This is a genomic window from Achromobacter sp. 1L-A-4-B-C2 (assembly GCF_057291955.1).
The window spans coordinates 623,883-645,575 of the sequence record NZ_JBXAWP010000002.1; the positions used below are offsets into that span (position 1 = coordinate 623,883).

A 21,693-nucleotide genomic window follows, 5' to 3' on the forward strand; every position below is an offset into this window, starting at 1 on the left:
CTATTACGCTCGTTCTGCATCTTCATTTCAAATCGCTTGCGACGACGCAGGCGCGAAATTTGAGGGGAACAAGGCCCGCTTGGTCTCGTCGTCGTTGACGGTTTTCCATTGGTGGCTTTTGCTGAGCGCCCGGGCGCGCGCAACCGCCGGGCGTGCATCCACGCCGGCGAACCAGCGCTTCAATTCCGGAAACGGCGCCAGCGGATCTTCCGCGCCCTTGCGCACGCGCGAGGCCCGATCAAGCCAGCCCCACGCCGAAATATCCGCGATGGTAAAGCGGTTGCCCACGATGAATTCGCGCCCCTTCAGATGCTCGTCCAGCACCTGATAGTGCCGATCGGCTTCGCGGCGGTAACGGTTGACGGCGTAGTCCAGACCATCCGGCGCGGCAAACTGAAAGTGCACCGCCTGGCCGGAAAACGGACCCAGGCCGGACGCAATGAACAGCAGCCACGACAGCAGCTCAGGCCGATCTTCGGGCGTGCCCGTAAGCTGGCCGGTCTTGTCGGCCAGATAGATCAGGATGGCCGTCGAGTCGAACACGCGCGCTTCCTTGCCGCCAGGGCCGTCAGTGTCAACAATGGCCGGCACCTTGCCGTTCGGGTTGATGGCCCGAAACGCCGGCGTGTGCTGCTCGCCTTTGCTGGTATCGACCGGCACGGCTTCGTACTCCAGCCCGGTCTCTTCCAGGAAAAGCGCGATCTTTGCGGGGTTAGGCGTCGGATGAAAGTAAAAACAGATCATGGCTGTTGTCTCGCTGTCGTAGTGGTCGATGGGACTGCTGCTTTGCGCTTGGGACGGGCCGCCAGCAGCACGCCGCCAACGACGGCAAGAAGGGCAATGCCCTCTTCCCACGACGGCAGCTCGCCCAGGACGGGAATGGCGGTCAGCGCGGCAACCGCCGGGATCAAGGCAATGATGGCCGTGGCGGCGGACGGCCCCAGCAGCGCAACGGATCTGTTGAAGGACACGATGGCCACGCCGCTCATCAAGACGCCTTGGTAAAACGCCTGCAAAGCAATTTCGCCGGGCGACGCCAAACCAAGGCGGCTGAGGCCGGCAATCAGGTAGATCGGCAGAAACAGCACGGCCGACCACAAGCAGATCAACGCCGCCGCCTGCACCGGCGTCAGCGCGCTGCGCCGAAACAGCAGCGTATAGACGGCCCACATCGCGGCGGCGGTAATCAGCGCCAGGATCCCCACGGGGTTCGCCACCCCGTGCGCCGAGGCGCCGCCCGCAATCATGCAGACCAATCCGATGACGATGGCCAGATAGCCCAGCCAGCGGCTCCAGCCCTGCTTTTCTTTCAGGAAGACCCAGGCAAAAAGCCCGACAAAAACGGGCATCAATGTCGGCGCGACTGCCGCCGCCCGCCCGGCTGACGTGAGCTGTAGTCCCAGAGCTACCGCCAGGACAAAAGGCATGCCCCACAGACAGGCGTACAACAGTCCTTCACCCCATTGTTTGCCGGATATGCGCCCGGAACCCCGCAGCAGCACCGGAAAAAGAATTACAGCGCCGATACCGAACCGCAGCGCGGTGACATCCCACAACCGCAGTTCGCGCGTCACGCTAAAGCGCGTCACCACAAACCAGCCGGCAAAGATCAACACGCTGATGCCCGCCCAGCAAAGCCCGTGGAGGGTTTTGCGGGAGGGTCGCGGAAGTCGGGGTACGGACACGGGTCCAACGGGGGCATCCTGGACGGGGTCGGCAAGTTGCGTCATGCGGTGGCCTTCCGTGGGGCAAGCGGGTTGACGAAGGCACGTGCGTGGCAGGTACCCGAGAACGTCCGGGAATTTTATATCGATCGCCATAAAACATGCCAGCGTTGATATTTGCGCTGGGCACATGAACGGCTAACGCCGCGTCGCGGCGTCAGCAAAGGCGGACAGATCGCGGTTGAAACGCTCGGCCTCCTCCAGAAAGGGAGCGTGCCCCGAGTCTGCGTAGAACTTGCCGATGGCGCCGGCGTTCAAGGCCTTGGCGCGATTGAAGGACGGTTGGGCCTGCACCAACGCATCACGCGCGCCATAAATCAACAACAGCGGCTTGTGCATGGCCCCCAAACCCTTGGGCGCATTCAGCGACATACCATGCACGGCGTTCTGCATGCTCTGGGAAGCCATGGCGGCATTGGCCAGCAAACGCTGGAACGTCCGCGCGTCAGGCTGGGTGGCAAAGCACAGGGCCACAAATTCGCGTTCAGCATCGAGATGCGTCTTGAGATCTGGCGATGCCATTCCTTTGTAAGCATGCGGCTGCGACACGATTTGTTCCGGTGTCAGTTCGATGACACCCCCCACGTACATAGCACCGGCGATTTTCTCGTCACCATAGGCAGCCAGATAATTCGTGGTAACTGCTGCGCCTAGCGACCATCCCACCAAGACGGGCTGCCGGGCGCCTGACCCCGCAATCACCGCAGCCAGATCATCCGCCCAACGGCGTCCATCACGGTAGGCATCGGCACGCTCAGGTTGCCCGGACAGGCCATGCCCCCGCATATCGAAAGTGATCAGGCGGTAGCGCTGCAACTGAGGGCTGTTGACCTGCTTTTCCCAGCTAAGGTGGCTGCCAAGCAAACCGTGAATAAAGATGATGGGCTGACCGTTCGGGTCACCGGCCTCTTGCACCGCGATGCGCACGCCATCAGGCGCCGTCACTGTGTATGGATCTACTGCGGCCCGCGCCAGCGTGGATAGAACCATCAGGGCCATTGCGGCAAACCCCTTGCGCCAATGGATGAAAGCGCTGAAAGACATCATGTTGAAGCTCCTTCGAATGGAAAGAGCCCAGGCTAAAGCCTGACATTAGTGTCACAGTCAAGCACTAGGTGATAAGGTTCGATCCATGAATAAAACTGAGTCCACCACCCTGCTCAAGATCGGCGCGCTGGCGCAAGCAACCGGCGTCAGCGTACGTTCGATTCGTCACTACGATCAGCACGGCTTGCTTGCGTCAACGCGTGCCCAGAATGGCTACCGCGCCTTTGACGCAGTGGCCGTCACTCAGGTCAAGCAGATTCAGCGATTGATCGCCACCGGCTTCAGTTTGGAAGAAATTCGCAGCTTTCCGGGTTGCATGTTGCTGATTGAAGGGGCGAAGGCATGCGCGGATATGAAGGATGCGAAGCGCAAACGGCTGGCGATCTTGGAGAAGCAGATAGCGGCGCTGGAAAGACAGCGCCAGCGGTTGCGAGGCATGCTGATCGAGGGGGGCAGGCACGAGTGAGCCTTCGGCTTTCGTTTATTGCGACATCCAGATCTTCGATGCATGCGTACTCTACCCCGCGCCGCTGCGTGACTTTCTAATGTAGCTGGGACTGTCAGGACGATCCCGTGCCCGCTGGAGTCGCGACATTCACTGTAGCGCTACCGTGATTGTCCATTGGCTTCTTGCGCCACAGCGGTCGGCGCGTCGGTGCCCGGGTGGCGGGCCAGTTCAATGAATGCCCGCACGTAGTCAATGGCGCTGTCCGCTTCGCGCGCACCCAGAAAAATCTGCTTGGCGATGCCGCGCGCGCCCAGCCGTACCGGCACCACGTCCATCCGGGCCGCGTACTCCTCGACCAGCCAGCGCGGCAGCGCGGCCACGCCGCGTCCGCTGGCTACCATCTGCACCATGATGTCGGTGGTTTCGATGGCTTTGTGGCGCTTGGGCGTGACGCCTGCCGGCAGCAGGAACTGGTTGTAGATGTCCAGGCGCTCGATGTCCACGGGGTAGCTGATCAACACTTCCTGCGTCAGCTGCTGCGGCTTCACGTACGCAGCCGTTGCCAGGCGATGGCCCTTGGGCACGACCAGCACCTGCTCGTAGTCGAACACGGGCTCGAACTTCAGGCCCGGCTTGAACAGCGGGTCGGGCGTCACCAGCAGGTCGATCTCGTAGCCGAACAGCGCGCCGATCCCGCCAAACTGGAACTTCTGCTTGACGTCCACATCCACGTCGGGCCACGCCGCCAGATACGGTGAAACCACCTTCAGCAACCATTGATAGCAAGGGTGGCATTCCATGCCGATGCGCAGCGCGCCGCGTTCGCCCTGCGCGAACTGGCCCAGTCGCTCTTCGGCCAGGTCCAGTTGCGGCAGCACGCGGTTCGCCACCGCCAGCAGGTATTGGCCGGCCTGGGTGAGGCGCAGGCTTCGACCTTCGCGCAGCCAGACGTCGGTGCCCAGCTGCACTTCCAGCTTCTTCATGCTGTGGCTCAGTGCCGACTGGGTCAGGTTCAACACGCCCGCAGCGGCCGTCAAGGACCCTTGCTTTTCGACCTGCTGGACGATGCTGAGGTGGATGCGTTCAAGCATTCAGATGATTCCTGCTCATGGATAGGTGAAATAAAACCATTTTACTTCATCGTTACCCTCCTCTAGCATGCGGTTCCAGCTTGATGCTGCAACTGCACAAAGACAGATGCCGCGCCGGGCAGCTCTATTCATGTGAAGCAAAGATGACACGTCCACTCCGTCTAGTCGCAGTTTCCGGCGGACTGCAACGCCCCTCGAAGTCAGCGGCCCTGGCAGAACACCTGCTGGACCTGATCGCCGACCATATTCCGTGCGAACAACACCTGGTTGAACTGGGTGAGCTCGCCCCGCAACTGGCCGGCGCCGTCTGGCGCTCTCAATTGCCCGACACGGTGGAGCGCGAGCTTGGCGCGGTCGAACAAGCGGACGTCCTGGTGGTGACCACCCCGGTCTACCGAGGCTCGTACACGGGGCTGTTCAAGCACTTCTTCGACTTCATTCATCAAGACGCCCTGATCGACAAGCCCGTCTTGTTGGCGGCCACCGGCGGCAGCGAACGCCATGCCCTGATCATCGATCACCAGTTGCGGCCCTTGTTCAGCTTCTTCCAGGCGCGCACCTTGCCGCTGGGCGTCTACGCGACCGACAAGGATTTTGCCGACTACCGCCTGCACGACATGGCCCTGATCGAACGGGCCAGACTGGCGGTCCAGCGCGCGTTGCCCTTGATCGAATTGATGCGCCACCCAAGCACCGCCGCCGCACAAGAACCGGTAGCAGCCTGAAGCAAAGCCAATTCAACGCCGCCCGCAGCGGCCATAGCGTCCGTCGCCTGGCGGCAGCCGGCTCCGTATTCCATTCGCCAAAATCAGCACACCATCACCATGAGCAACGCGTTCACCTTCAACATCAAGAGCATTCCTTTTGATGAAAATTATCAGCCGTCCGACAACACGCGCATCACGACTAACTTCGCCAATCTGGCGCGGGGCGCGAGTCGCCAACAGAACCTTCGCAACACGCTGAAGATGATCGACAGGCGCTTCAATAGTCTGGCGCATTGGGACAACCCCAAGGCAGATCGCTACACGGTCGAACTTGAAATCATCTCGGTTGAAATGAACATTGCCGCCAACGGCGGCAGTGATGCGTTTCCGCTGATTGAAATCTTGAAGACCAATATCGTCGACCGCCACAACAACGAACGCATCGATGGGATCGTCGGCAATAACTTCTCTTCGTACGTGCGCGACTACGACTTCAGCGTGCTTTTGCAAGAGCACAACAAGAACAAATCCAGCTTTAGCTCGCCCGACGGTTTCGGCGACTTGCACGGCAAGCTGTTCAAGCACTTTGTCGGTTCCAGCGCTTACACCGAGCGATTCAGCAAGCCGCCGGTCATCTGCATCAGCGCCTCAAGCAGCAAGACGTACCTGCGTACTGAAAATCAGCACCCCATCCTGGGTGTTGAATATCAGCAAAGCGAATTCTCGCCAACGGACCAGTACTTCGAAAAAATGGGCTTGCAGGTCCGTTACTTCATGCCCCCGGGCAGCGCCGCGCCGTTGGCCTTTTACTTTCAGGGCGACCTGCTTGGCCACTACACGAACCTTGAGCTGATCAGCATCATCAGCACGATGGAAACGTTCCAGAAGATCTACCGCCCCGAGATCTACAACGCCAATTCCGCCGCGGGCAAGGTCTATCAACCGAGCCTGAAGAATCAGGATTACTCGCTGACGCAGATCGTCTATGACCGCGATGAGCGCAGCCAGCTTGCCGTGAAGCAGGGAAAGTTCACGGAAGAGCACTTCATCAAACCCTACAAGCACGTGCTGGAAAGCTGGGCCGCCAACTACGCGCACTAATCACTCAAAAAACAGACGAGACCCCTGACCATGAAAAAACTACTGCCCACCTCCACCGCCGGCAGCCTGCCCAAGCCCTCGTGGCTGGCACAGCCTGAAAAACTTTGGTCGCCTTGGAAACTGCAAGACGAAGAGCTGGTCGAGGGCAAACAAGACGCCTTGCGCCTGGCGCTGCAAGAACAACAGCATGCGGGCATTGATATCGTCAGCGACGGCGAGCAAACCCGTCAGCACTTTGTCACGACGTTCATCGAGCATCTCGACGGCGTCGATTTCGAAAAGCGCGAAACCGTTCGAATCCGTGATCGCTATGACGCCAGCGTGCCGACCGTGGTGGGCGCCGTCAGCCGTCAAAAGCCGGTGTTTGTTGAAGACGCCAAGTTCCTGCGCCAGCAAACCAAGCAACCCATCAAATGGGCGCTGCCAGGCCCCATGACGATGATCGACACGCTGTACGACGCCCACTACAAGAGCCGCGAAAAACTGGCCTGGGAATTCGCCAAGATCCTGAACCAGGAAGCCCGCGAATTGGAAGCCGCGGGCGTGGACATCATCCAATTCGATGAGCCGGCATTCAACGTGTTCTTCGACGAAGTCAACGACTGGGGCATCGCCACGCTGGAACGCGCCATCGAAGGCCTGAAGTGCGAAACCGCCGTGCACATCTGCTACGGCTACGGCATCAAGGCCAACACCGACTGGAAGAAAACGCTGGGGTCCGAGTGGCGTCAGTACGAGGAATCGTTCCCCAAGCTGCAACAATCCAATATCGACATCATCTCGCTGGAATGCCACAACTCGCACGTGCCGATCGATCTGCTTGAACTGGTTCGCGGCAAGAAGGTGATGGTCGGCGCCATTGACGTGGCAAGCGATAAGGTGGAAACGCCCGAAGAAGTGGCCAATACGCTGAGAAAGGCGCTGAAGTTTGTGGATGCCGACAAGCTGTATCCGTGCACGAACTGCGGCATGGCGCCGTTGTCGCGGGCTATTGCGAAGGGCAAGCTGCTGGCTTTGAGCGAAGGCGCGGAAATCGTTCGCAAGGAACTGTTGGGCTGATACTGAGCTGCACCATGGAGTCAGACTGCATTTTTGCGCTGGCATCGGCGAAATTGCAGTCTGACTCCTTATTTCTTATTTCTCTACTGTTCCTTCAGCCCCAATGACTTCATCAATGGGGCGAACAATTTCTTCTCGTCCTGCACACGCGCGGTGTAGTCGGCCACGCTCAGCGGTAGCGCCTCGGCGCCGGCGTCCAGGAATCGCGCCTTGATCTCCGGCCGTGCCAGCACCTTGTTGATTTCGCCGTTCATGCGATCGACCACATCATCGCGGGTACCAGCGGCGGCATACACGCCGAACAGGCTGTCCGCGAAAACGCCGTCAATGCCCGCCTCAGAAAAGGTTCGTATGTCCGGCGCCACGGCGGCCCGTTGCCGGCTCGCCACCGCCAGCACCTTCAGCTTGCCCGCTTGCACCATGGGAAAAACCGTGGCCGGTCCAAACGCAAAGTCGATCTGGCCCGCAGCCAAGTCTTGTATCGCCGGCGCCACGCCGCGATATGGCGCATGGGTGGCCTGCATGCCGGTCGCCTGCTTGAGCAGCTCGCCAGCCAGATGCGGCGTCGTGCCGTTGCCGGCCGACCCGTAGTTAAGTGGATTGGGCTGCTTGCGCGCGTATTCGACGAACGCTTCAAGCGTGTCGACGCCCAGCGAGGACCGGACAAACAGGAACAACTGGCTGTTGGCCAACAAGGCAACCGGCCGCAAGTCCCGCTGCGGATCGAACGGCATGCTGGTGAACATCAGCGGGTTGACCGATTCGGTGGTCGAAGGATTGAGCAAGAAGGTATGGTTGTCGCCGCCGTTACGCACCACCTCGGCGCCCGCCACGTTGCCGCCCGCCCCGCCCCGATTCTCCACGATAACGGTCTGCTTCAAGCCCTCGGCCAAATGCGGCTGAACCGTGCGCGCCAGCACATCAACCAGCCCGCCAGGGGCTAATCCCACAACCAGACGCACCGGCTTGGTGGGCCAGGCCTGAGGCGCCGTTTGAGCCTGGCTGCCCGTCGCCCAGCCAGTCAGCGCCAGCATCATCACGGCCAGGCAATGTCTACGCAACAGCATCCGATTCTCCTTCTGGGCCGCCACCGCGCGATCCTGCGTACGGTGCGTCAGGTGCCGCACCCCGGTGAACCACCTTGATGCCTCATCGCGGCGGAGCCCTGCATCTGGCGCTTATTCTTCACAAAAGTTTAAGCATAAAGAATCCCGGATAACCCTAGTTTGCTGGTGACGACAAGCACGGTCTGGCAAGACCGCGTAAGTCCAAATTAAAAACGGGAGGACTCGAATTCGAGTCCTCCCGTTTTTAATTGCAAGGTCTACCGCCAAGCGGCTTAGCTGATCAGCAACAGCCGCTGACCGTCGACCTCGCGATGGTGTCAGACTAGACTCACCCGGATTTCCCGGACGAGAAGGTCATAAGCGAAAAGGCGAGAGAACGCTTTCTGTCGCTGGACATCACTCATCGGCCTCGCGTTTTCCGAAGCTCTTTCGAGTGCGCACTGTCGCGTTACTCGTCCGCGAAGAAATCCTCGTCCAGCCGTTTGAACTCGATACTGCGACTAACACGGACGCCGACCCCATATTCGATCATCAGGTCGGTCAGCCGGTCCCCGTCGATCAGGATGACCCGCTGGGCAAGGTGTTTGACATAGTCCCGCGCGTGGCCGGTGAAGGTGGAGGTGGTGACGAACACGCCCTTGGTGGCGCCATGGCCGACCAGGCTGCCGACGAAGGCCTGCACATCGGGGCGGCCGACCGTCGTATCTGCATAGCGTTTGGCCTGCACATAGACCCGGTCCAGCCCCAGCCTGTCCTCGTTGATGACGCCATCCACGCCGCCATCGCCTGAACGGCCGAGCTGTGTGGCCGCATTTTTGTGCGATCCGCCATAGCCCATGGCGATCAATAGATCGACGATCAGTTGCTCAAAAAAGGCCGGGCTGTTCTGGACGATACGTTCAAGCAGTTCCGCGCGAAGGGCTGATTGCACGGCCTGATAGGCCGCCTCAATCTGCTCCTCGGGCGTCCCGGTTTCGGATGACGGGACGATGACCGCGGGCGGAGCATCGACATCGGCCGATTTCTGCCCGCTGTAAAACTCGCGGAAGCTCTCATACTCCTTCAGCTCGTTCACGCCGATCTGCGCGGGATTGGATGCTAGCAGCGCCCGCCCCGCATCCGTCGCGATGAATTTCCCCCGCTTCGGAGAGGTGACAAGGCCCGCCTTGGACATATAGAACTTTGCCCAATGGATGCGGTTGTGAAGCAGGCGTTGCCGCCCGCTAGGCAGCATCTCCTCGCGTTCAGCGGGGCTGAGGCCGAGATCGTTGGCAATGCGTTCAGCGGCGTCGGCTACGCGCTGTTCGCCAGTGGCAGCAAGGTGCAGGACCGGCAGCATCAATGTTTGGTAATCGGGGATGGGCATGGGAATCAGGCAGCCTCCTTGCGACCGCGCTTGGCCTTTGGCTCGGCGGCGCGTTCCCTTATACGATCGAGCAAGGCGCTGGCGGGTTCGTCGGCCGGGTCTTGCGCAACCAGTTCACCCTTGAAGGCTTTAGTGAGCATGGCTTGATCGAGATGGTCGATCAACTTGCGCGCGCTACTCGTATTGGCGGCGAGCCGGTCGATCCAAGCAAAAGCGGATTTAATGCGTCGGATAATTTCAGACTGCTCTGACAGAGAAAATGCGGGGATTTCCAACGCCATGAATTTGCCTTGCGTGAGGTTCAGGCCGCTGTCACTAATGCCTGTTTTCATGACCTCCAATTCTGAAAGACACTGAGGTGTATTAAGCATATAGGTCAAAAACGCGGGATCAGCCATTTCGGGATTGGTGCGAAGGCGATAGGCTTTGTCGCACAACATCAGCTTAGGATAGTTTTCGGTTACAAAACATGAAATGGCGACCCGGCTGCGCGGACCCGCGCGGGTTATGAGCACATCACCAGCGTTGATGACAATCCCCGGCCGAGGCGTAAGACTAGCAGGGAGGCGCTTGTTCTCATGCGGTAAAAATTGAACGGGCTGAATCGCTGTCGTTTTTATGACACCCCAGTCATTAGCGTCCGCTGGCTCGCTTGCACACTTGGGGCTCCAACCCTGATCTAGTGAGTCTACAAATTCTGACAACGGCAATAGTTTCGGCGGCCGAGTTTCAACACACAGTTCCCCTCTAAAAGCTGCGGCGAGGATGGCCTGTTTGTATTTTTGGACGAGGCGGGGGATGTGGTCGAGATGGTCGCGGGCGCGTCTGGATTTGCTAGTGAGGCTGTCGATCTTCGCTACGATCCGCTGCTGCTCGGGGAGAGGAGGAAGCGCAACACTGTGCTCTTTGAGAAAAATCGCCGGTACGCGCCTTTGACCTACCGCGCCCGTCATTGACGCTTCGGCGTCGTTCCGAAATGACTTTTGCCGCAAATAGCGCCAAAGAAAATCGGAAGATATACCGCCGGATGGCCGCACGACATGGAACTCGGTCGAGCCGCAGGCCACCCCACCCTCCAATGCACGTGCGATAGCGATTTTGCCATTTTCCATGCATGGCGTGATCTTCGCAAAGATCACGTCGCCCTCACGAAACTGCGTATAGCCTCTCGACACTTCGCCATAGGAGCGGATGGACGGATTGACTATCTCTCCGTCGATATCGCTGACAGCTGGCATCGGAACGAATGAAATCTGCGCGTCGACAGCAATATCTCCGAGTCGTCCCGGATTGACTTCGGCGATATCCTGAATGCAGGCTTCTGCCCATCCCTGCGGCAAATCACTCATTGCGCTGCCTCCGCAATGACAGCAGCCTCGTCAACGCTATCCGGCTCCAACTCCTCCGACAGCGTTTCAATTTCCTCCAATGCAGCCTTCAAATGGCCGATGATGGCCGCTGCAATATCCTCCGGTTCGGTCAGCGTCTCTTCGGCCTCCGCCTCGGTATCGCGAAGCCAGCTTATGTCGAGATTGTCGTTGCGGTCGGTGATGGCTGCGCGGTCGAACTTGCGCCAGCGGCTGTCTTCGCCCTGGTCCTGCCGTGTGGCGTTGCCATTGGAATCAGCGCCATAGGCGGCCTCGAAATCGGCGAAGTCGGCAACCGTCAGCGGACGGGTCTTGCCAAAGGCGGGCATGTTTGCCCGCATGTCATAGACCCAGACGGCCTTGGTGTTCCCCTTGTCGCTCTTGCCGCGCCGGAAGAACAACACATTGGTTTTGACGCCCTGCGCATAGAAAATGCCGGTTGGCAGGCGCAGTATCGTGTGCAGATCACACAGGTCCATGAGCCATGTGCGTAGGCGGCGACCGGTATTATCTTCGAACAGCACGTTATCAGGAATGACTACAGCGGCACGGCCGCCTGGGGCCAGTGCCCGCACGATATGCTCAACGAAGGCAAGCTGCTTGTTCGACGTATCTGCCGTAATCGAGAAATCGGAACGGGTCGGACGCCCCCCGCCCTTCTTCGTGCCGAAGGGCGGATTGGTCAGGATCAGGTTGGCCTTGGGCAGCGCCTCGCCATCGGGCGAGAGCGTGTCGATATTTTTCATCCCGCCTTCGATGCCATGCAGCAGCAGGTTCATCATGCTCAGGCGATGGGTATCGGGCACCAGCTCCGCCCCTGAGAAGGCGTTGTGCCGCTGGAAGAAGGCCTGTTGCTCGGTCAACGTATAGAGATCGTCTGTGTGATCCTTGATGTAGCGATCGGCAGCGACGAGGAATCCCGCCGTTCCCCCTGCCGGGTCTTGGATCACTTCCCCCGGCTGCGGTTGCATCAGGCGCACGATGCAGTCGATCAGCGGCCGGGGCGTGAAATATTGCCCAGCGCCGGATTTCTTGTCGGCTGCGTTCTTTTCCAACAGGCCTTCATAGAGGTTGCCGAGCCCCTCTTCACGGGCTGAAAACCAGTCGAGCTGATCGATGTTCGACGTCAGCGCCTTGAGGTTGGTCGGCTTGCGCAGGCGGGTCTGCGCATCGATGAAAATCGCGCTGACCAACTCATCCTTCGCTTTGCCAAGTTCCAGCAGCATCGCCTTGTAATAATTGAGCTGTTCCATGCCCTCGAGCTTGGCGAGCTGGCCCCAGCGCCACCCTTCCGGCAGCCGATCTTCCTTGCTGGTTTCCTCCAACATCTTGAGGAACAGCAGGTAGGTCAGCTCCGTCACATATTCGTTATAGGTGACGCCATCGTCACGCAGGACGTTGCACAGTCCCCAGAGTTTGGCGACGATATCGGTGGTTGTTTTCATTTATGCGGCCTTCTTCCACAATTCTTCATTAATTCCGGCAAGGATGCTTTCCAGCTCCCCGCCGAACACTTTATTAAGCCGATTGAAGCCACCATCGGCGATGAATGGCTCCTTGTCGATGGCGCTACGGTCCACCACGATTTCTTTTTCAATCTGTTCGCCGATCCGCTTGAGCCAGCGTTTCTGCGGGTCTGTCCATGCGCGGCGCGCCATAATCGCGCGCATCGCGTCCCGTACCCGGTCTTCATATGGAATCAGAGGGTCGCCTAGTGCGGCCTGACGGATGAAGCCGATGACCGAGGCAGCGATCTCTTCATTACGTGCGTCGGCCCAGGCACGGCGCAGATTGGCGTCGGAAAAGCCCTTGGAGTCGAGGGCAAGGCGCAATGCCTTCAGATCGGCGCGAGTCAGATCACGAGGGCGCTGCACGACGACTTTCAACGCGGCGATCGAGTTTATATTGTCGCGCACGAAGGCGGCGAAACTGTCCAGAAAATCCTCTGGCTTCGCGGCACTCCCATAACCGCGCGACACATCGACTACCTGATCCGCGTGCTTGGAAATAGGCACATGGGCAGGATTGTCGCCATCAGTCCGCCAATCGAGGATCGGGCCGATTGCGGTGCGTTCCTTTAGCCATGCAGCAAGACCCTCTGCACCGCCCGACACAACCCGTTGCAGCATAGCCTCCGGCGTTTCACCCGCGTCGGCCTCGAATTGTTGCCTTGCTTCGTCGGTCAGCTTCTGGATCCGACGGCGCAGTTTCACCGCGAGCTGTTCGCGAATGGCCTCCCGCTGCTCATCGTTTTCGGCTTCCGTCATCTCCCGGATTAGCTGCGCGAAGCTGATCGACGGGTTGACGACGACAGGCTTCATTTCGGTCATGTGCTGAAGATGCGGATAGAGATCGACGGCGTCGAAAATTCGGAAGACCTCTTTGCTTATTTCCGGACACTGCCGCGTCGCACGGCCGATCATCTGTTCATAGAGGATGCGGCTGTTCACCCGGCGCAGGAACACGAGGTTCGTGATTTTCGGCACGTCGATGCCGGTGGTGAGCAGATCGACCGTCACCACTATTTGCGGATTGGCATCATTGCGAAACGAACGAATCAAGTTCTTCACCTTGTCCACGCTTCCGGTGATTTTCTTCACAGCTGCGTCATCGATGCCGCCATAGGCTTCAGCGAATGCGATCTTGATGGCGCTGACCACCATGTCCGCATGGGCATCGGTGGCGGCGAAGATCAGCGTTTTGCCGGGTAGCGCCGGATCAATATGCCGCGCCAGCTCCTCCGCGACCACCCGATTGAACTCCCGTGTAATGACCTGCCGGTTGAATGCCTCGACCTCGAAACGAATTTCGTCTGGGGCGTGGGCTAGATCGACTTCGCCCGTCCGTGGGTTGAGTAGTTCAACCTCCTCGTCCTTCTCGAACTTGATACCGGCGCGCGCCAGAGCAGTTTCGATGCGGATCGGTGGCTCATGGTCGATCAGGAACCCATCGACCACTGCCTCGCGGTAGGAATAGGTGAAGACCGGATCGCCAAAAATGTCAGTGGTGTGCAGCGCCGGCGTGGCCGTCAGGCCAATCTTTACCGCATCGAAATAATCCAGCACGCGCCGATACTTGGAGATGTAATCGTCCTGCCCACGGAAGCTCAGCTCGGCATCGGACATTTCGCGATCAAGCAGGTAGCCGCGATGGCATTCGTCGATGACCATCAGGTCATATTGGTCGACAGGCGGCACGGACGTTGCATCGGCAGCAAACAGTACACGCTTCACCAGCCCCTGAATCGTGCAGATATGGACCTTGGTTTCGACATCGGGCGTGACGTCGCCTAGCCCCTTGAGGCCAAAGATTTCCGCAAACGTCTTGCCAGAGACGACCTTGGTGGTCGAAAACTCTCCCTCAGTCTGATCACCAAGGGCGCTGCGATCGACGACGAAGCAAATGCGCCGGAACCGCTTGGCTGACAGCAAGCGGTACAACATGGCAATGGCTAGCTTAGTCTTTCCGGTGCCCGTCGCCATCGCGACCAGCACGGCGCGTTGCTCGGCAGACAAGGCTGCTTCTATCGAGCGAATCGCGCTTTCCTGATAATGGCGGAGCGGAAATCCGAACTCGAATGGCTGCGCTTGCAGGGCGACATGGGCAGCATCCTGATCGACTTCAAGTTGACCAGTCAGGCCTTCCGGTGTGGGCCAGTCGACCAATGCGCGACGATGGTTTGCGGCGCGGCGGGTATCGCGGAACCAGATGCCACTCTCCGTCTCAATCTGCTTGAGATAGGATCGGCCATTCGCGCTGAACACAAATGGCACCTTGTGCTCACTCCAAGGGCCACCGGCATAACTAAAATCAGCGCTGTCCTTGATACCGGTCGAATAGCGCTCAGCCTGGTCGATCGCAGCGGACACGTTCTTCCGCCGCCGCTTCGCCTCAACGACGCCGACAAGGGTGTTGCCAACAAACAGAGCGTAATCAGCGGGACCGTTTTCTGTTGGCCATTCAGCGATGGCGAGATTACGGCCTTTGGCTGGGCGCACGCCATTACTGTATCGAAGGTCGCGGGTGTCGACCTCCCAACCGCGGTCGCGCAGTTGCTGGTCTATGAGCGCGCGTGTTTCCGCCTCGTCGAGATCGATCTTTTCCGCAGCCTTTTCACCCCGCTCAACCAATTGCGCTGCCTCGGAGCGAGGAGCGCCTTCCGCCTTGGCTTGGAGTGCGGCGAGCTTACTTGCGACCTCTGCCTTCTCGGCATCGATGTTCTGGGCGATCTCCTCCCACGCGGCACGCTCCTCGGCCTCCCGCAAAAGCCTTGCTTCTACCGCCTCGCGCGCGTGGGCCTGTTCCTCAGCTTCAAGGCGAGCGCGAGCCGCATCACCCTCAGTTTCAACCACTCTCTGCCTGAGCTTTTCAATCTCTTCGCGCAGGGCAACCGTCGCATCGGCAGGCTTGCGCGGTGGCACAAAAGCACCGGACTGAAAATTGGGAGCGCGGCCATAGGTCCGATGAAACCAGATGCCGAGCGACCAAGCGAACTTCAGCGCCGTAAGAGCGGTCGAGTGGTCGCCAGTTGCTTCATGCACAGCGCTATTGCCGGCCTTCCGCAACGCATGAAAAATATCAGCGGCCTCCTTCGGTATAAGGCGGTCGTATGACAGGCGCCGCAGAGTTCCTTCGAATGTTTCACGCTCATCACGATAAACAGCGTGATGGGCAGCGACTAGCTTCGCCGTCAATTCAGCAAACTGGCGCAGCTTGACGATTGCTGTAGAGGGATCGCTAGGGAAATAGCTCTCTGCAAGGCCACCGAGGGTCACTAACTGCTTATTGTGCGGTGCCAAGAAACCGAAGTTCAACGAATCCACCTTCCCCCCAGTCCATTATCAAGTGACTATGCACACGCTTCCGGTATCCAACTACATTTATTACCCGTGTGAGCGCAACATATCGGCCACCAAACCAGGCTCGAATAATAACTCGTCTCTGAAACCACACAATCGACAATAATGCCCCAACGGAAAGAGCGCCGAAGCGCTCTTTTCTCTTACCTCAACCCTTAAGCAGGATCACTCCCACTCAATCGTCGCCGGCGGCTTGCTCGACACGTCATAAACCACGCGGTTAATCCCGCGCACTTCATTAATGATCCGCGAAGAAACGCGAGCCAGCAGCGGGTGCGGCAGCGGCGCCCAGTCAGCGGTCATGAAGTCAAACGTCTGCACGGCACGCAAGGCCACAACGTACTCATAAGTCCGTCCATCGCCCATCACGCCCACCGACTTCACCGGCAGGAACACGGCAAACGCTTGCGAGGTCAGCTCGTACCAAGTCAGACCACTAGCCTCATCCTTGGTGTTCCGCAATTCTTCAATGAAGATCGCATCGGCACGGCGCAGCAGTTCAGCATATTCATGCTTCACTTCGCCCAGAATCCGAACACCCAAACCCGGACCCGGGAACGGGTGGCGGTAGACCATCTGCGGCGGCAACCCCAACGCAACGCCCAGTTCGCGGACTTCGTCCTTGAACAGTTCGCGCAGGGGTTCCAGCAGTTGCAGGTTCAGCGTGTCCGGCAGGCCGCCCACGTTGTGGTGCGACTTGATGGACGTGGCCTTGCCCGTCTTGGCGCCGGCGGATTCGATGACGTCGGGGTAGATCGTGCCCTGGGCCAGCCACTTGGCGCTTTGCTGCTTGCCGGCTTGTTCCTGGAACACTTCGACGAATTCGCGGCCGATGATCTTGCGCTTGGCTTCGGGGTCCGCAACGCCAGACAGCTTGCCCATGAATTGGGCGGTGGCGTCGACGTGAATGATCTTCACGCCCATGTTTTCAGCGAAGGTCTGCATGACCTGCTTGCCTTCGTCCAGGCGCAACAGGCCGTGGTCGACGAACACGCAGGTGAGCTGGTCGCCGATGGCCTTGTGGATCAGGGCAGCGGCCACCGAGGAGTCCACGCCGCCGGACAGGCCCAGGATGACTTCGTCGGTGCCGACTTGCTCGCGGATGCGGGCGACGGCTTCGGCGACGTAGTCGGGCATGTTCCAGTCGCCCTGGCATTCGCAGATCTCGTTCACGAAGCGGGCCAGCATGGCCTTGCCTTGGACGGTGTGCGTGACTTCGGGGTGAAACTGAACGGCGTAGAAGCGGCGGTCTTCGTCGGCCATGCCGGCGATGGGGCACGACGGCGTGGACGCCATCAGCTTGAAGCCCGGGGGCAGCTCGGTGACCTTGTCGCCGTGGCTCATCCAGACCTTCAGCATGCCGTGGCCTTCGGGCGTGGTGAAGTCGTCCAGGCCTTCCAGCAGCTTGGTGTGGCCGTGCGCGCGCACTTCGGCGTAGCCGAATTCGCGGTGGTCCGAGAAGCTGACCACGCCCCCCAGTTGCTGCGCCATGGACTGCATGCCGTAGCAGATGCCCAGCACCGGCACGCCCAGTTCGAACACGGCGTGCGGCACGCGCATCGAGCCTTCTTCGTACGCGGATGCGTGGCTGCCGGACAGAATGATGCCCTTCAAGCCCTGCGCCATTTGGTCGCGCACGAAGGCGTCGTCGACGTCGCCCGGGTGCACTTCGGAATAGACGCCGGCTTCGCGGACGCGGCGGGCAATCAGTTGGGTGACTTGCGAACCGTAATCAAGAATGAGGATGCGCTGGTGCATTGAGCTCTACCGATTAAATAAAACCGCACCGGCAGAACCGCGATTGTTAATGCGATTCTGCCGGTGCGTGATGCATGACATTGTAGTTGACTGTACGGATCAGTCGGCGCGGTAGTTAGGCGCTTCCTTGGTGATCTGCACGTCGTGTACGTGGGACTCGCGCACGCCGGCGGAGGTGATCTCCACGAATTCGGCCTTGGTGCGCATGTCGTCAATGGTGGCGGCGCCGCAGTAGCCCATCGAGGCGCGGATGCCGCCGACCAATTGGTAAATGATGGCCAGCACGCTGCCCTTGTAGGGGACGCGGCCTTCGATGCCTTCGGGGACGAGCTTGTCGGCGTTGTTGGCCGGGTCCTGGAAGTAGCGGTCGGCCGAGCCGTCCGTCATGGCGCCCAGGCTGCCCATGCCGCGGTACGACTTGTACGAGCGGCCTTGGAACAACACGACTTCGCCCGGGGCTTCTTCCGTGCCGGCGAACATGCCGCCCATCATGCACGAGAACGCGCCGGCGGCCAGCGCCTTGGCGACGTCGCCCGAGTAGCGGATGCCGCCGTCGGCGATCAGCGGAACGCCCGTGCCTTCCAGCGCCTTGGCCACTTCGGAAATGGCATGGATTTGCGGCACGCCCACACCGGCGACGATACGCGTGGTGCAGATGGAGCCGGGGCCGATACCGACCTTGACGCCATCGGCGCCGTACTCAACCAGCGCGCGCGCGGCGGCGGCGGTGGCGATGTTGCCGCCAATGACTTCAACCTTGGGGTAGTTCTGCTTGACCCAGCGCACGCCTTCCAGCACGCCCTTGGAGTGGCCGTGCGCGGTGTCGACGATCAGGACGTCAACGCCAGCGGCAACCAGCTTTTCCACGCGTTCTTCAGTGCCCGCGCCCACGCCAACCGCTGCGCCAACGCGCAACTGGCCTTGGCCGTCTTTGCTGGCCATCGGATGTTCGGTGTTCTTGACGATGTCTTTGACGGTGGCCAGGCCACGCAGCTCAAAGCCGTCGTTCACGATCAGCACGCGTTCCAGACGGTGCTTGTGCATCAGCGCCTGGGCCTCGTCCAGCGTGGCGCCTTCCTTCATGGTGACCAGGCGTTCCTGCGGCGTCATGATGTTGCGCAGGGGTTGATCCAGGTTTTCTTCAAAACGCAGATCGCGATTGGTCACGATGCCGACCAGCTTGCGGCCTTCAACGACCGGCAGACCCGAAATGCCATGCTGGCGCTGCAACGCAATGGCGTCGCGCACTTTCATTTGGGGGGTGACGGTGACCGGATCGATCACGATGCCGAATTCGTGGCGCTTGACGCGAGCCACTTCACGGGCTTGCTGATCGGCGGTCAAATTCTTGTGAATGATGCCGATGCCACCTTCTTGGGCCATGGCGATAGCCAGGCGCGACTCGGTGACGGTGTCCATGGCGGCGGACACAAGCGGAATATTCAGGCTGATATTGCGGGTCAGGCGGGTGGACAGGGAGGTGTCGCGCGGCAACACCTCGGAATACGCAGGCACCAACAACACATCGTCGAAGGTGAGCGCTTTTTGAACGAGACGCATGGGTAACTCCGGGCGCAAAGCAAGATTATACGCCGCCCGCTGATTTTTTCTAGGTGTCTACCCTAGGTTTATGCAGGGTTTTTTACAGGGTACGGCGCAGCCAGGCCGGCACGCATGGGTGCCGGAATCAGTGCCCGGGTTATAGCCCCGACACATGAATCCCACAACTGTTTTTATCCGGATATTATTGACAGGTTATTTTTACCCGGGTCATAATTGCACCACGTTTCCGCCGCCGTTTCACAAAAGGCGTTGGACGCATCCAAGCCGATATTGGCCACCGGAACCCATACGCCATGACTGTCTCTGACCACTCGCCCACCCCCACCTACACCGCCTTCGAAGGCTACCGAATACTTGCCGCCGGGCCGCTGGCCGACGTGGCGCTTGCCGTCAAGCGCGCCATGGACGCCGATGCGGCGCAAGCGCTGCTTGTCTATCAAGACGGCAGCGGCACGCAGACGGACCTGAACCTGTCCGGGTCCGACGCGCAGGTTGCCGACCGCTACGGTTCGCCCGTTGGCGCGGCGCCCGTCGGCGCGGCGCCCGCTGGCGCGGCGCCCGATGGCGTGACACCCGTCGGCGGCCCCCCCGAATCGAATGAGATCTCCGACAGCGCCGCCCTGGCGCCGCGCGGGCGCGGCAGGCCCAAGCTGGGCGTGGTGGCGCGCGAAGTGACGCTGTTGCCCAGGCATTGGGAATGGCTGGGCGCGCAGCCGGGCGGCGCGTCGGTGGCGTTGCGCAAGCTGGTGGAACAGGCTCGCCGTGACAACGACGCGCAAGGTCGGCGACGTCAGCGCCAGGAAGCCGCGTACCGGTTCATGTCCGGCATGGCCGGCAACCTGCCCGGCTTTGAAGAAGCCACCCGCGCGCTGTACGCCGATGACCGCGACCGCTACGCGCAATGTGTCGCCGCGTGGCCGGAAGACGTGCGCGGCTACGCGATGGGCCTGGCGTGGGATGCGCCGACGACGCCCCGGCCGCAGCCCTAGGCGCCGCCCCAGCAGCAGCCATAAAGGTAAAAAAAGCCATCAAGTTTCTGTACGATTCGGTTTTCGTCCTTCGCCCTTCTTGAACCGGAAAACACAGGCATGCCACAACTTGTATTGCTGCTCTTGGGAGTCCCCTATCTGCGCAAGCGTTGGAAGGGCCTGTTCGCGGCCGGGTTGTTTTTCTTGGTTGCGGGCATCTTCGTTTTCATCGACGCGCTGGACAACGCGCTGTACTTTCCGCTGAACGCCTTCGCCATTCTCTTCATCATCGAAGGGCTGGCCACGCTGATGATCGCGTCCAGCGGCGTGGGCGGGCAGCGTGTGCTGCGCTATGTGAAAGGGCTGTTCGTGCTGCTGGCCGGCAGCTTGATATTGGCGGGCCACCACCACGGGCACTTTGCCCTGTCGATGATTTTTGGCGCCTTGTTCCTGACCGACGGCGTATTGCAGTGCCTGGCCGCGTATGTGGTGCGCTACCAGCGTTGGCGCTACGCCTTTGCGGGGGGCATTGCAGAAATCCTGCTGGCCATTTTCTTCTTCCAGCCCTACCCCACCAACTATGTCGGCACGCTGCCGTATTGCGTGGGACTGTTCCTGGGCATCGCGGGCCTGAAGCTGCTGTGGCTGGCGCGGCGCGTCAGGCACCTGGCATCGAACCCGGCGTTCGCCTCCAACCCGTCGCCGGACTTCATGCCGTCGGAGCCCGTTTCTGCGGCGGCTTCACAGGCAGGGTCGACACTGGCGCCCCGCCCCCTTGGCCCCACCATGTGGGATGGCCCGCCCGCCGACTCCGAGCCCGCGCTGACGGTACACGTGTGGACGCCGTCCGGCTCGGCCAAGGCGCAAACACGCAACCTTCCGCTGGTGGACCGCTACATTGCGGCCGTGGATGTCAACGGCGTCATCTCGACCGGGCACGCCGCCCTGGAATCGCCGGAAGGCATCTACATCAGCCTGTACCCGCGCGACGAAATCGACCGCTCGCCCGATGAATTCGGCAACCTGCTGCGCGCCACCGCCGAAAACGATATCCCCGGCGTGTATCAACCCGACTACCCCACGGAATCCAAGGCCTGGTGCCCGTCCACCGTGCGCGTGCGGTTTCGCAATTACGACGCGCAGAAGCTGGCCGATTTCTGGCAGCAGTATCGCCAGGACAGCACCTACAACCTGACTCACCGCAACTGCTCAAGCTCGGTTGCCCGGGCGCTGGATGCCGCGCTGGACGGCGTGGTGGGACGGCTGCATGGCAGCCAGGCCGGCTGGCGCGTATTGCTGCGTCTGCTGTTGACGCCGGAACTGTGGGTGGCCTCGCAGATTCGTAAACGTGCCCTGACGATGGCCTGGACGCCCGGGCTGACGCTGGACTACGCGCGCGCCATGAGCATGCTGGCCGACCCCCGGCCGTTCGGCTGGTGGAAAATGTCGCAAGCGGCGCTGCGCCAGATCGGACAGCTGCGCGCGCGCTGGCGCGACCAGGATCGCGACGCCGCCACGCGCCGCCCGCCCGCGCAAGGGTGAAGGCCGGGGGCTGGCAGAACGCCCCG

At 60.5% G+C, this 21,693-nt stretch carries 17 protein-coding genes; 6 read left to right on the plus strand and 11 right to left on the minus strand.

Features of this window, described 5'->3' with window-relative positions; translation table 11 throughout:
- Positions 1 to 27: 27 nt before the first annotated feature.
- The 3 genes from AC0Z35_RS10240 to AC0Z35_RS10250 are packed head-to-tail and all read right to left on the minus strand — an operon-like array spanning position 28 to position 2,768.
- Positions 28 to 744, minus strand: coding sequence for a glutathione S-transferase family protein (locus AC0Z35_RS10240; protein WP_319300791.1), 717 nt, complete (start codon positions 742 to 744; stop codon positions 28 to 30).
- Positions 741 to 1,856: a DMT family transporter gene (locus AC0Z35_RS10245; RefSeq protein ID WP_319300794.1), complete on the minus strand. Its 1,116-nt coding sequence runs from the start codon at positions 1,854 to 1,856 to the stop codon at positions 741 to 743. Before AC0Z35_RS10245 ends, AC0Z35_RS10240 begins: the two co-directional genes overlap by 4 nt.
- A gap of 6 nt (positions 1,857 to 1,862) precedes the next feature.
- Positions 1,863 to 2,768 carry an alpha/beta fold hydrolase gene (locus tag AC0Z35_RS10250; protein WP_413815363.1) on the minus strand — a complete coding sequence of 302 codons (906 nt, stop codon included), beginning with the start codon at positions 2,766 to 2,768 and terminating at the stop codon, positions 1,863 to 1,865.
- An 88-nt stretch (positions 2,769 to 2,856) separates the two neighbouring features.
- Between AC0Z35_RS10250 and AC0Z35_RS10255 the strand changes: the two genes are divergently transcribed.
- Positions 2,857 to 3,237: a MerR family transcriptional regulator gene (locus tag AC0Z35_RS10255; RefSeq protein WP_120155188.1), complete on the plus strand. Its 381-nt coding sequence runs from the start codon at positions 2,857 to 2,859 to the stop codon at positions 3,235 to 3,237.
- Positions 3,238 to 3,377: 140 nt separating this feature from the next.
- On the opposite strand, the gene AC0Z35_RS10260 is transcribed toward AC0Z35_RS10255, so the two are convergent.
- The gene (locus AC0Z35_RS10260) at positions 3,378 to 4,310 is read right to left on the minus strand and encodes a LysR family transcriptional regulator (protein ID WP_319300798.1); all 933 of its coding nucleotides are present in this window, start codon (positions 4,308 to 4,310) and stop codon (positions 3,378 to 3,380) included.
- Between the two features lie 143 nt (positions 4,311 to 4,453).
- Here AC0Z35_RS10260 and msuE point away from each other — a divergent pair, with 143 nt between their 5' ends.
- The 3 genes from msuE (at position 4,454) to AC0Z35_RS10275 (ending at position 7,177) form a co-directional block, all read left to right on the plus strand.
- Positions 4,454 to 5,035 carry an FMN reductase gene (gene msuE / locus AC0Z35_RS10265; RefSeq protein WP_104143730.1) on the plus strand — a complete coding sequence of 194 codons (582 nt, stop codon included), beginning with the start codon at positions 4,454 to 4,456 and terminating at the stop codon, positions 5,033 to 5,035.
- Between the two features lie 99 nt (positions 5,036 to 5,134).
- Positions 5,135 to 6,118 (plus strand): DUF1852 domain-containing protein, encoded by a 984-nt coding sequence (locus AC0Z35_RS10270; RefSeq protein WP_046805864.1) that lies wholly within the window; start codon positions 5,135 to 5,137, stop codon positions 6,116 to 6,118.
- Between the two features lie 30 nt (positions 6,119 to 6,148).
- Entirely contained in the window at positions 6,149 to 7,177 is a 1,029-nt protein-coding gene (locus AC0Z35_RS10275) for a methionine synthase (RefSeq protein ID WP_104143727.1), read from the plus strand.
- 83 nt (positions 7,178 to 7,260) lie between these two features.
- Here AC0Z35_RS10275 and AC0Z35_RS10280 read toward each other — a convergent pair whose 3' ends face one another.
- From AC0Z35_RS10280 to guaB, 7 genes are all read right to left on the minus strand, one after another.
- Positions 7,261 to 8,244 carry a Bug family tripartite tricarboxylate transporter substrate binding protein gene (locus tag AC0Z35_RS10280; protein ID WP_314363693.1) on the minus strand — a complete coding sequence of 328 codons (984 nt, stop codon included), beginning with the start codon at positions 8,242 to 8,244 and terminating at the stop codon, positions 7,261 to 7,263.
- A 448-nt stretch (positions 8,245 to 8,692) separates the two neighbouring features.
- A complete protein-coding gene (locus AC0Z35_RS10285; protein ID WP_319300802.1) occupies positions 8,693 to 9,610 on the minus strand; it encodes a restriction endonuclease in 918 nt (305 codons plus the stop codon).
- Positions 9,611 to 9,615: 5 nt separating this feature from the next.
- The gene (locus AC0Z35_RS10290; protein ID WP_319300803.1) at positions 9,616 to 10,959 is read right to left on the minus strand and encodes a restriction endonuclease subunit S; all 1,344 of its coding nucleotides are present in this window, start codon (positions 10,957 to 10,959) and stop codon (positions 9,616 to 9,618) included.
- Positions 10,956 to 12,422 carry a class I SAM-dependent DNA methyltransferase gene (locus tag AC0Z35_RS10295; protein ID WP_319300804.1) on the minus strand — a complete coding sequence of 489 codons (1,467 nt, stop codon included), beginning with the start codon at positions 12,420 to 12,422 and terminating at the stop codon, positions 10,956 to 10,958. Before AC0Z35_RS10295 ends, AC0Z35_RS10290 begins: the two co-directional genes overlap by 4 nt.
- Positions 12,423 to 15,800: a type I restriction-modification system endonuclease gene (gene hsdR / locus AC0Z35_RS10300; RefSeq protein WP_319300806.1), complete on the minus strand. Its 3,378-nt coding sequence runs from the start codon at positions 15,798 to 15,800 to the stop codon at positions 12,423 to 12,425. It abuts the gene before it with no gap.
- 201 nt (positions 15,801 to 16,001) lie between these two features.
- A complete protein-coding gene (guaA, locus tag AC0Z35_RS10305; RefSeq protein ID WP_046805861.1) occupies positions 16,002 to 17,594 on the minus strand; it encodes a glutamine-hydrolyzing GMP synthase in 1,593 nt (530 codons plus the stop codon).
- A gap of 99 nt (positions 17,595 to 17,693) precedes the next feature.
- Positions 17,694 to 19,154, minus strand: coding sequence for an IMP dehydrogenase (gene guaB, locus AC0Z35_RS10310; RefSeq protein WP_485131899.1), 1,461 nt, complete (start codon positions 19,152 to 19,154; stop codon positions 17,694 to 17,696).
- Positions 19,155 to 19,450: 296 nt separating this feature from the next.
- On the opposite strand from guaB, the gene AC0Z35_RS10315 reads away from it, so the two are divergent.
- Both AC0Z35_RS10315 and AC0Z35_RS10320 read left to right on the plus strand, forming a co-directional pair.
- Positions 19,451 to 20,146, plus strand: coding sequence for a DUF2239 family protein (locus AC0Z35_RS10315; protein ID WP_485131900.1), 696 nt, complete (start codon positions 19,451 to 19,453; stop codon positions 20,144 to 20,146).
- A gap of 99 nt (positions 20,147 to 20,245) precedes the next feature.
- The gene (locus AC0Z35_RS10320) at positions 20,246 to 21,667 is read left to right on the plus strand and encodes an HdeD family acid-resistance protein (protein ID WP_485131901.1); all 1,422 of its coding nucleotides are present in this window, start codon (positions 20,246 to 20,248) and stop codon (positions 21,665 to 21,667) included.
- Positions 21,668 to 21,693 lie beyond the last annotated feature (26 nt).

Coding starts and splice junctions, on each gene's coding strand:
- AC0Z35_RS10290 (WP_319300803.1), bottom strand. CDS start 10,959: ATGAGTGATTTGCCGCAGGGATGGGCAGAAGCCTGCATTCAGGATATC.
- AC0Z35_RS10255 (WP_120155188.1), top strand. CDS start 2,857: ATGAATAAAACTGAGTCCACCACCCTGCTCAAGATCGGCGCGCTGGCG.
- AC0Z35_RS10270 (WP_046805864.1), top strand. CDS start 5,135: ATGAGCAACGCGTTCACCTTCAACATCAAGAGCATTCCTTTTGATGAA.
- AC0Z35_RS10285 (WP_319300802.1), bottom strand. CDS start 9,610: ATGCCCATCCCCGATTACCAAACATTGATGCTGCCGGTCCTGCACCTT.
- guaA (WP_046805861.1), bottom strand. CDS start 17,594: ATGCACCAGCGCATCCTCATTCTTGATTACGGTTCGCAAGTCACCCAA.
- AC0Z35_RS10280 (WP_314363693.1), bottom strand. CDS start 8,244: ATGCTGTTGCGTAGACATTGCCTGGCCGTGATGATGCTGGCGCTGACT.
- msuE (WP_104143730.1), top strand. CDS start 4,454: ATGACACGTCCACTCCGTCTAGTCGCAGTTTCCGGCGGACTGCAACGC.
- guaB (WP_485131899.1), bottom strand. CDS start 19,154: ATGCGTCTCGTTCAAAAAGCGCTCACCTTCGACGATGTGTTGTTGGTG.
- AC0Z35_RS10250 (WP_413815363.1), bottom strand. CDS start 2,768: ATGTCTTTCAGCGCTTTCATCCATTGGCGCAAGGGGTTTGCCGCAATG.
- AC0Z35_RS10260 (WP_319300798.1), bottom strand. CDS start 4,310: ATGCTTGAACGCATCCACCTCAGCATCGTCCAGCAGGTCGAAAAGCAA.
- AC0Z35_RS10315 (WP_485131900.1), top strand. CDS start 19,451: ATGACTGTCTCTGACCACTCGCCCACCCCCACCTACACCGCCTTCGAA.
- AC0Z35_RS10320 (WP_485131901.1), top strand. CDS start 20,246: ATGCCACAACTTGTATTGCTGCTCTTGGGAGTCCCCTATCTGCGCAAG.
- AC0Z35_RS10245 (WP_319300794.1), bottom strand. CDS start 1,856: ATGTGCCCAGCGCAAATATCAACGCTGGCATGTTTTATGGCGATCGAT.
- AC0Z35_RS10240 (WP_319300791.1), bottom strand. CDS start 744: ATGATCTGTTTTTACTTTCATCCGACGCCTAACCCCGCAAAGATCGCG.
- AC0Z35_RS10295 (WP_319300804.1), bottom strand. CDS start 12,422: ATGAAAACAACCACCGATATCGTCGCCAAACTCTGGGGACTGTGCAAC.
- AC0Z35_RS10275 (WP_104143727.1), top strand. CDS start 6,149: ATGAAAAAACTACTGCCCACCTCCACCGCCGGCAGCCTGCCCAAGCCC.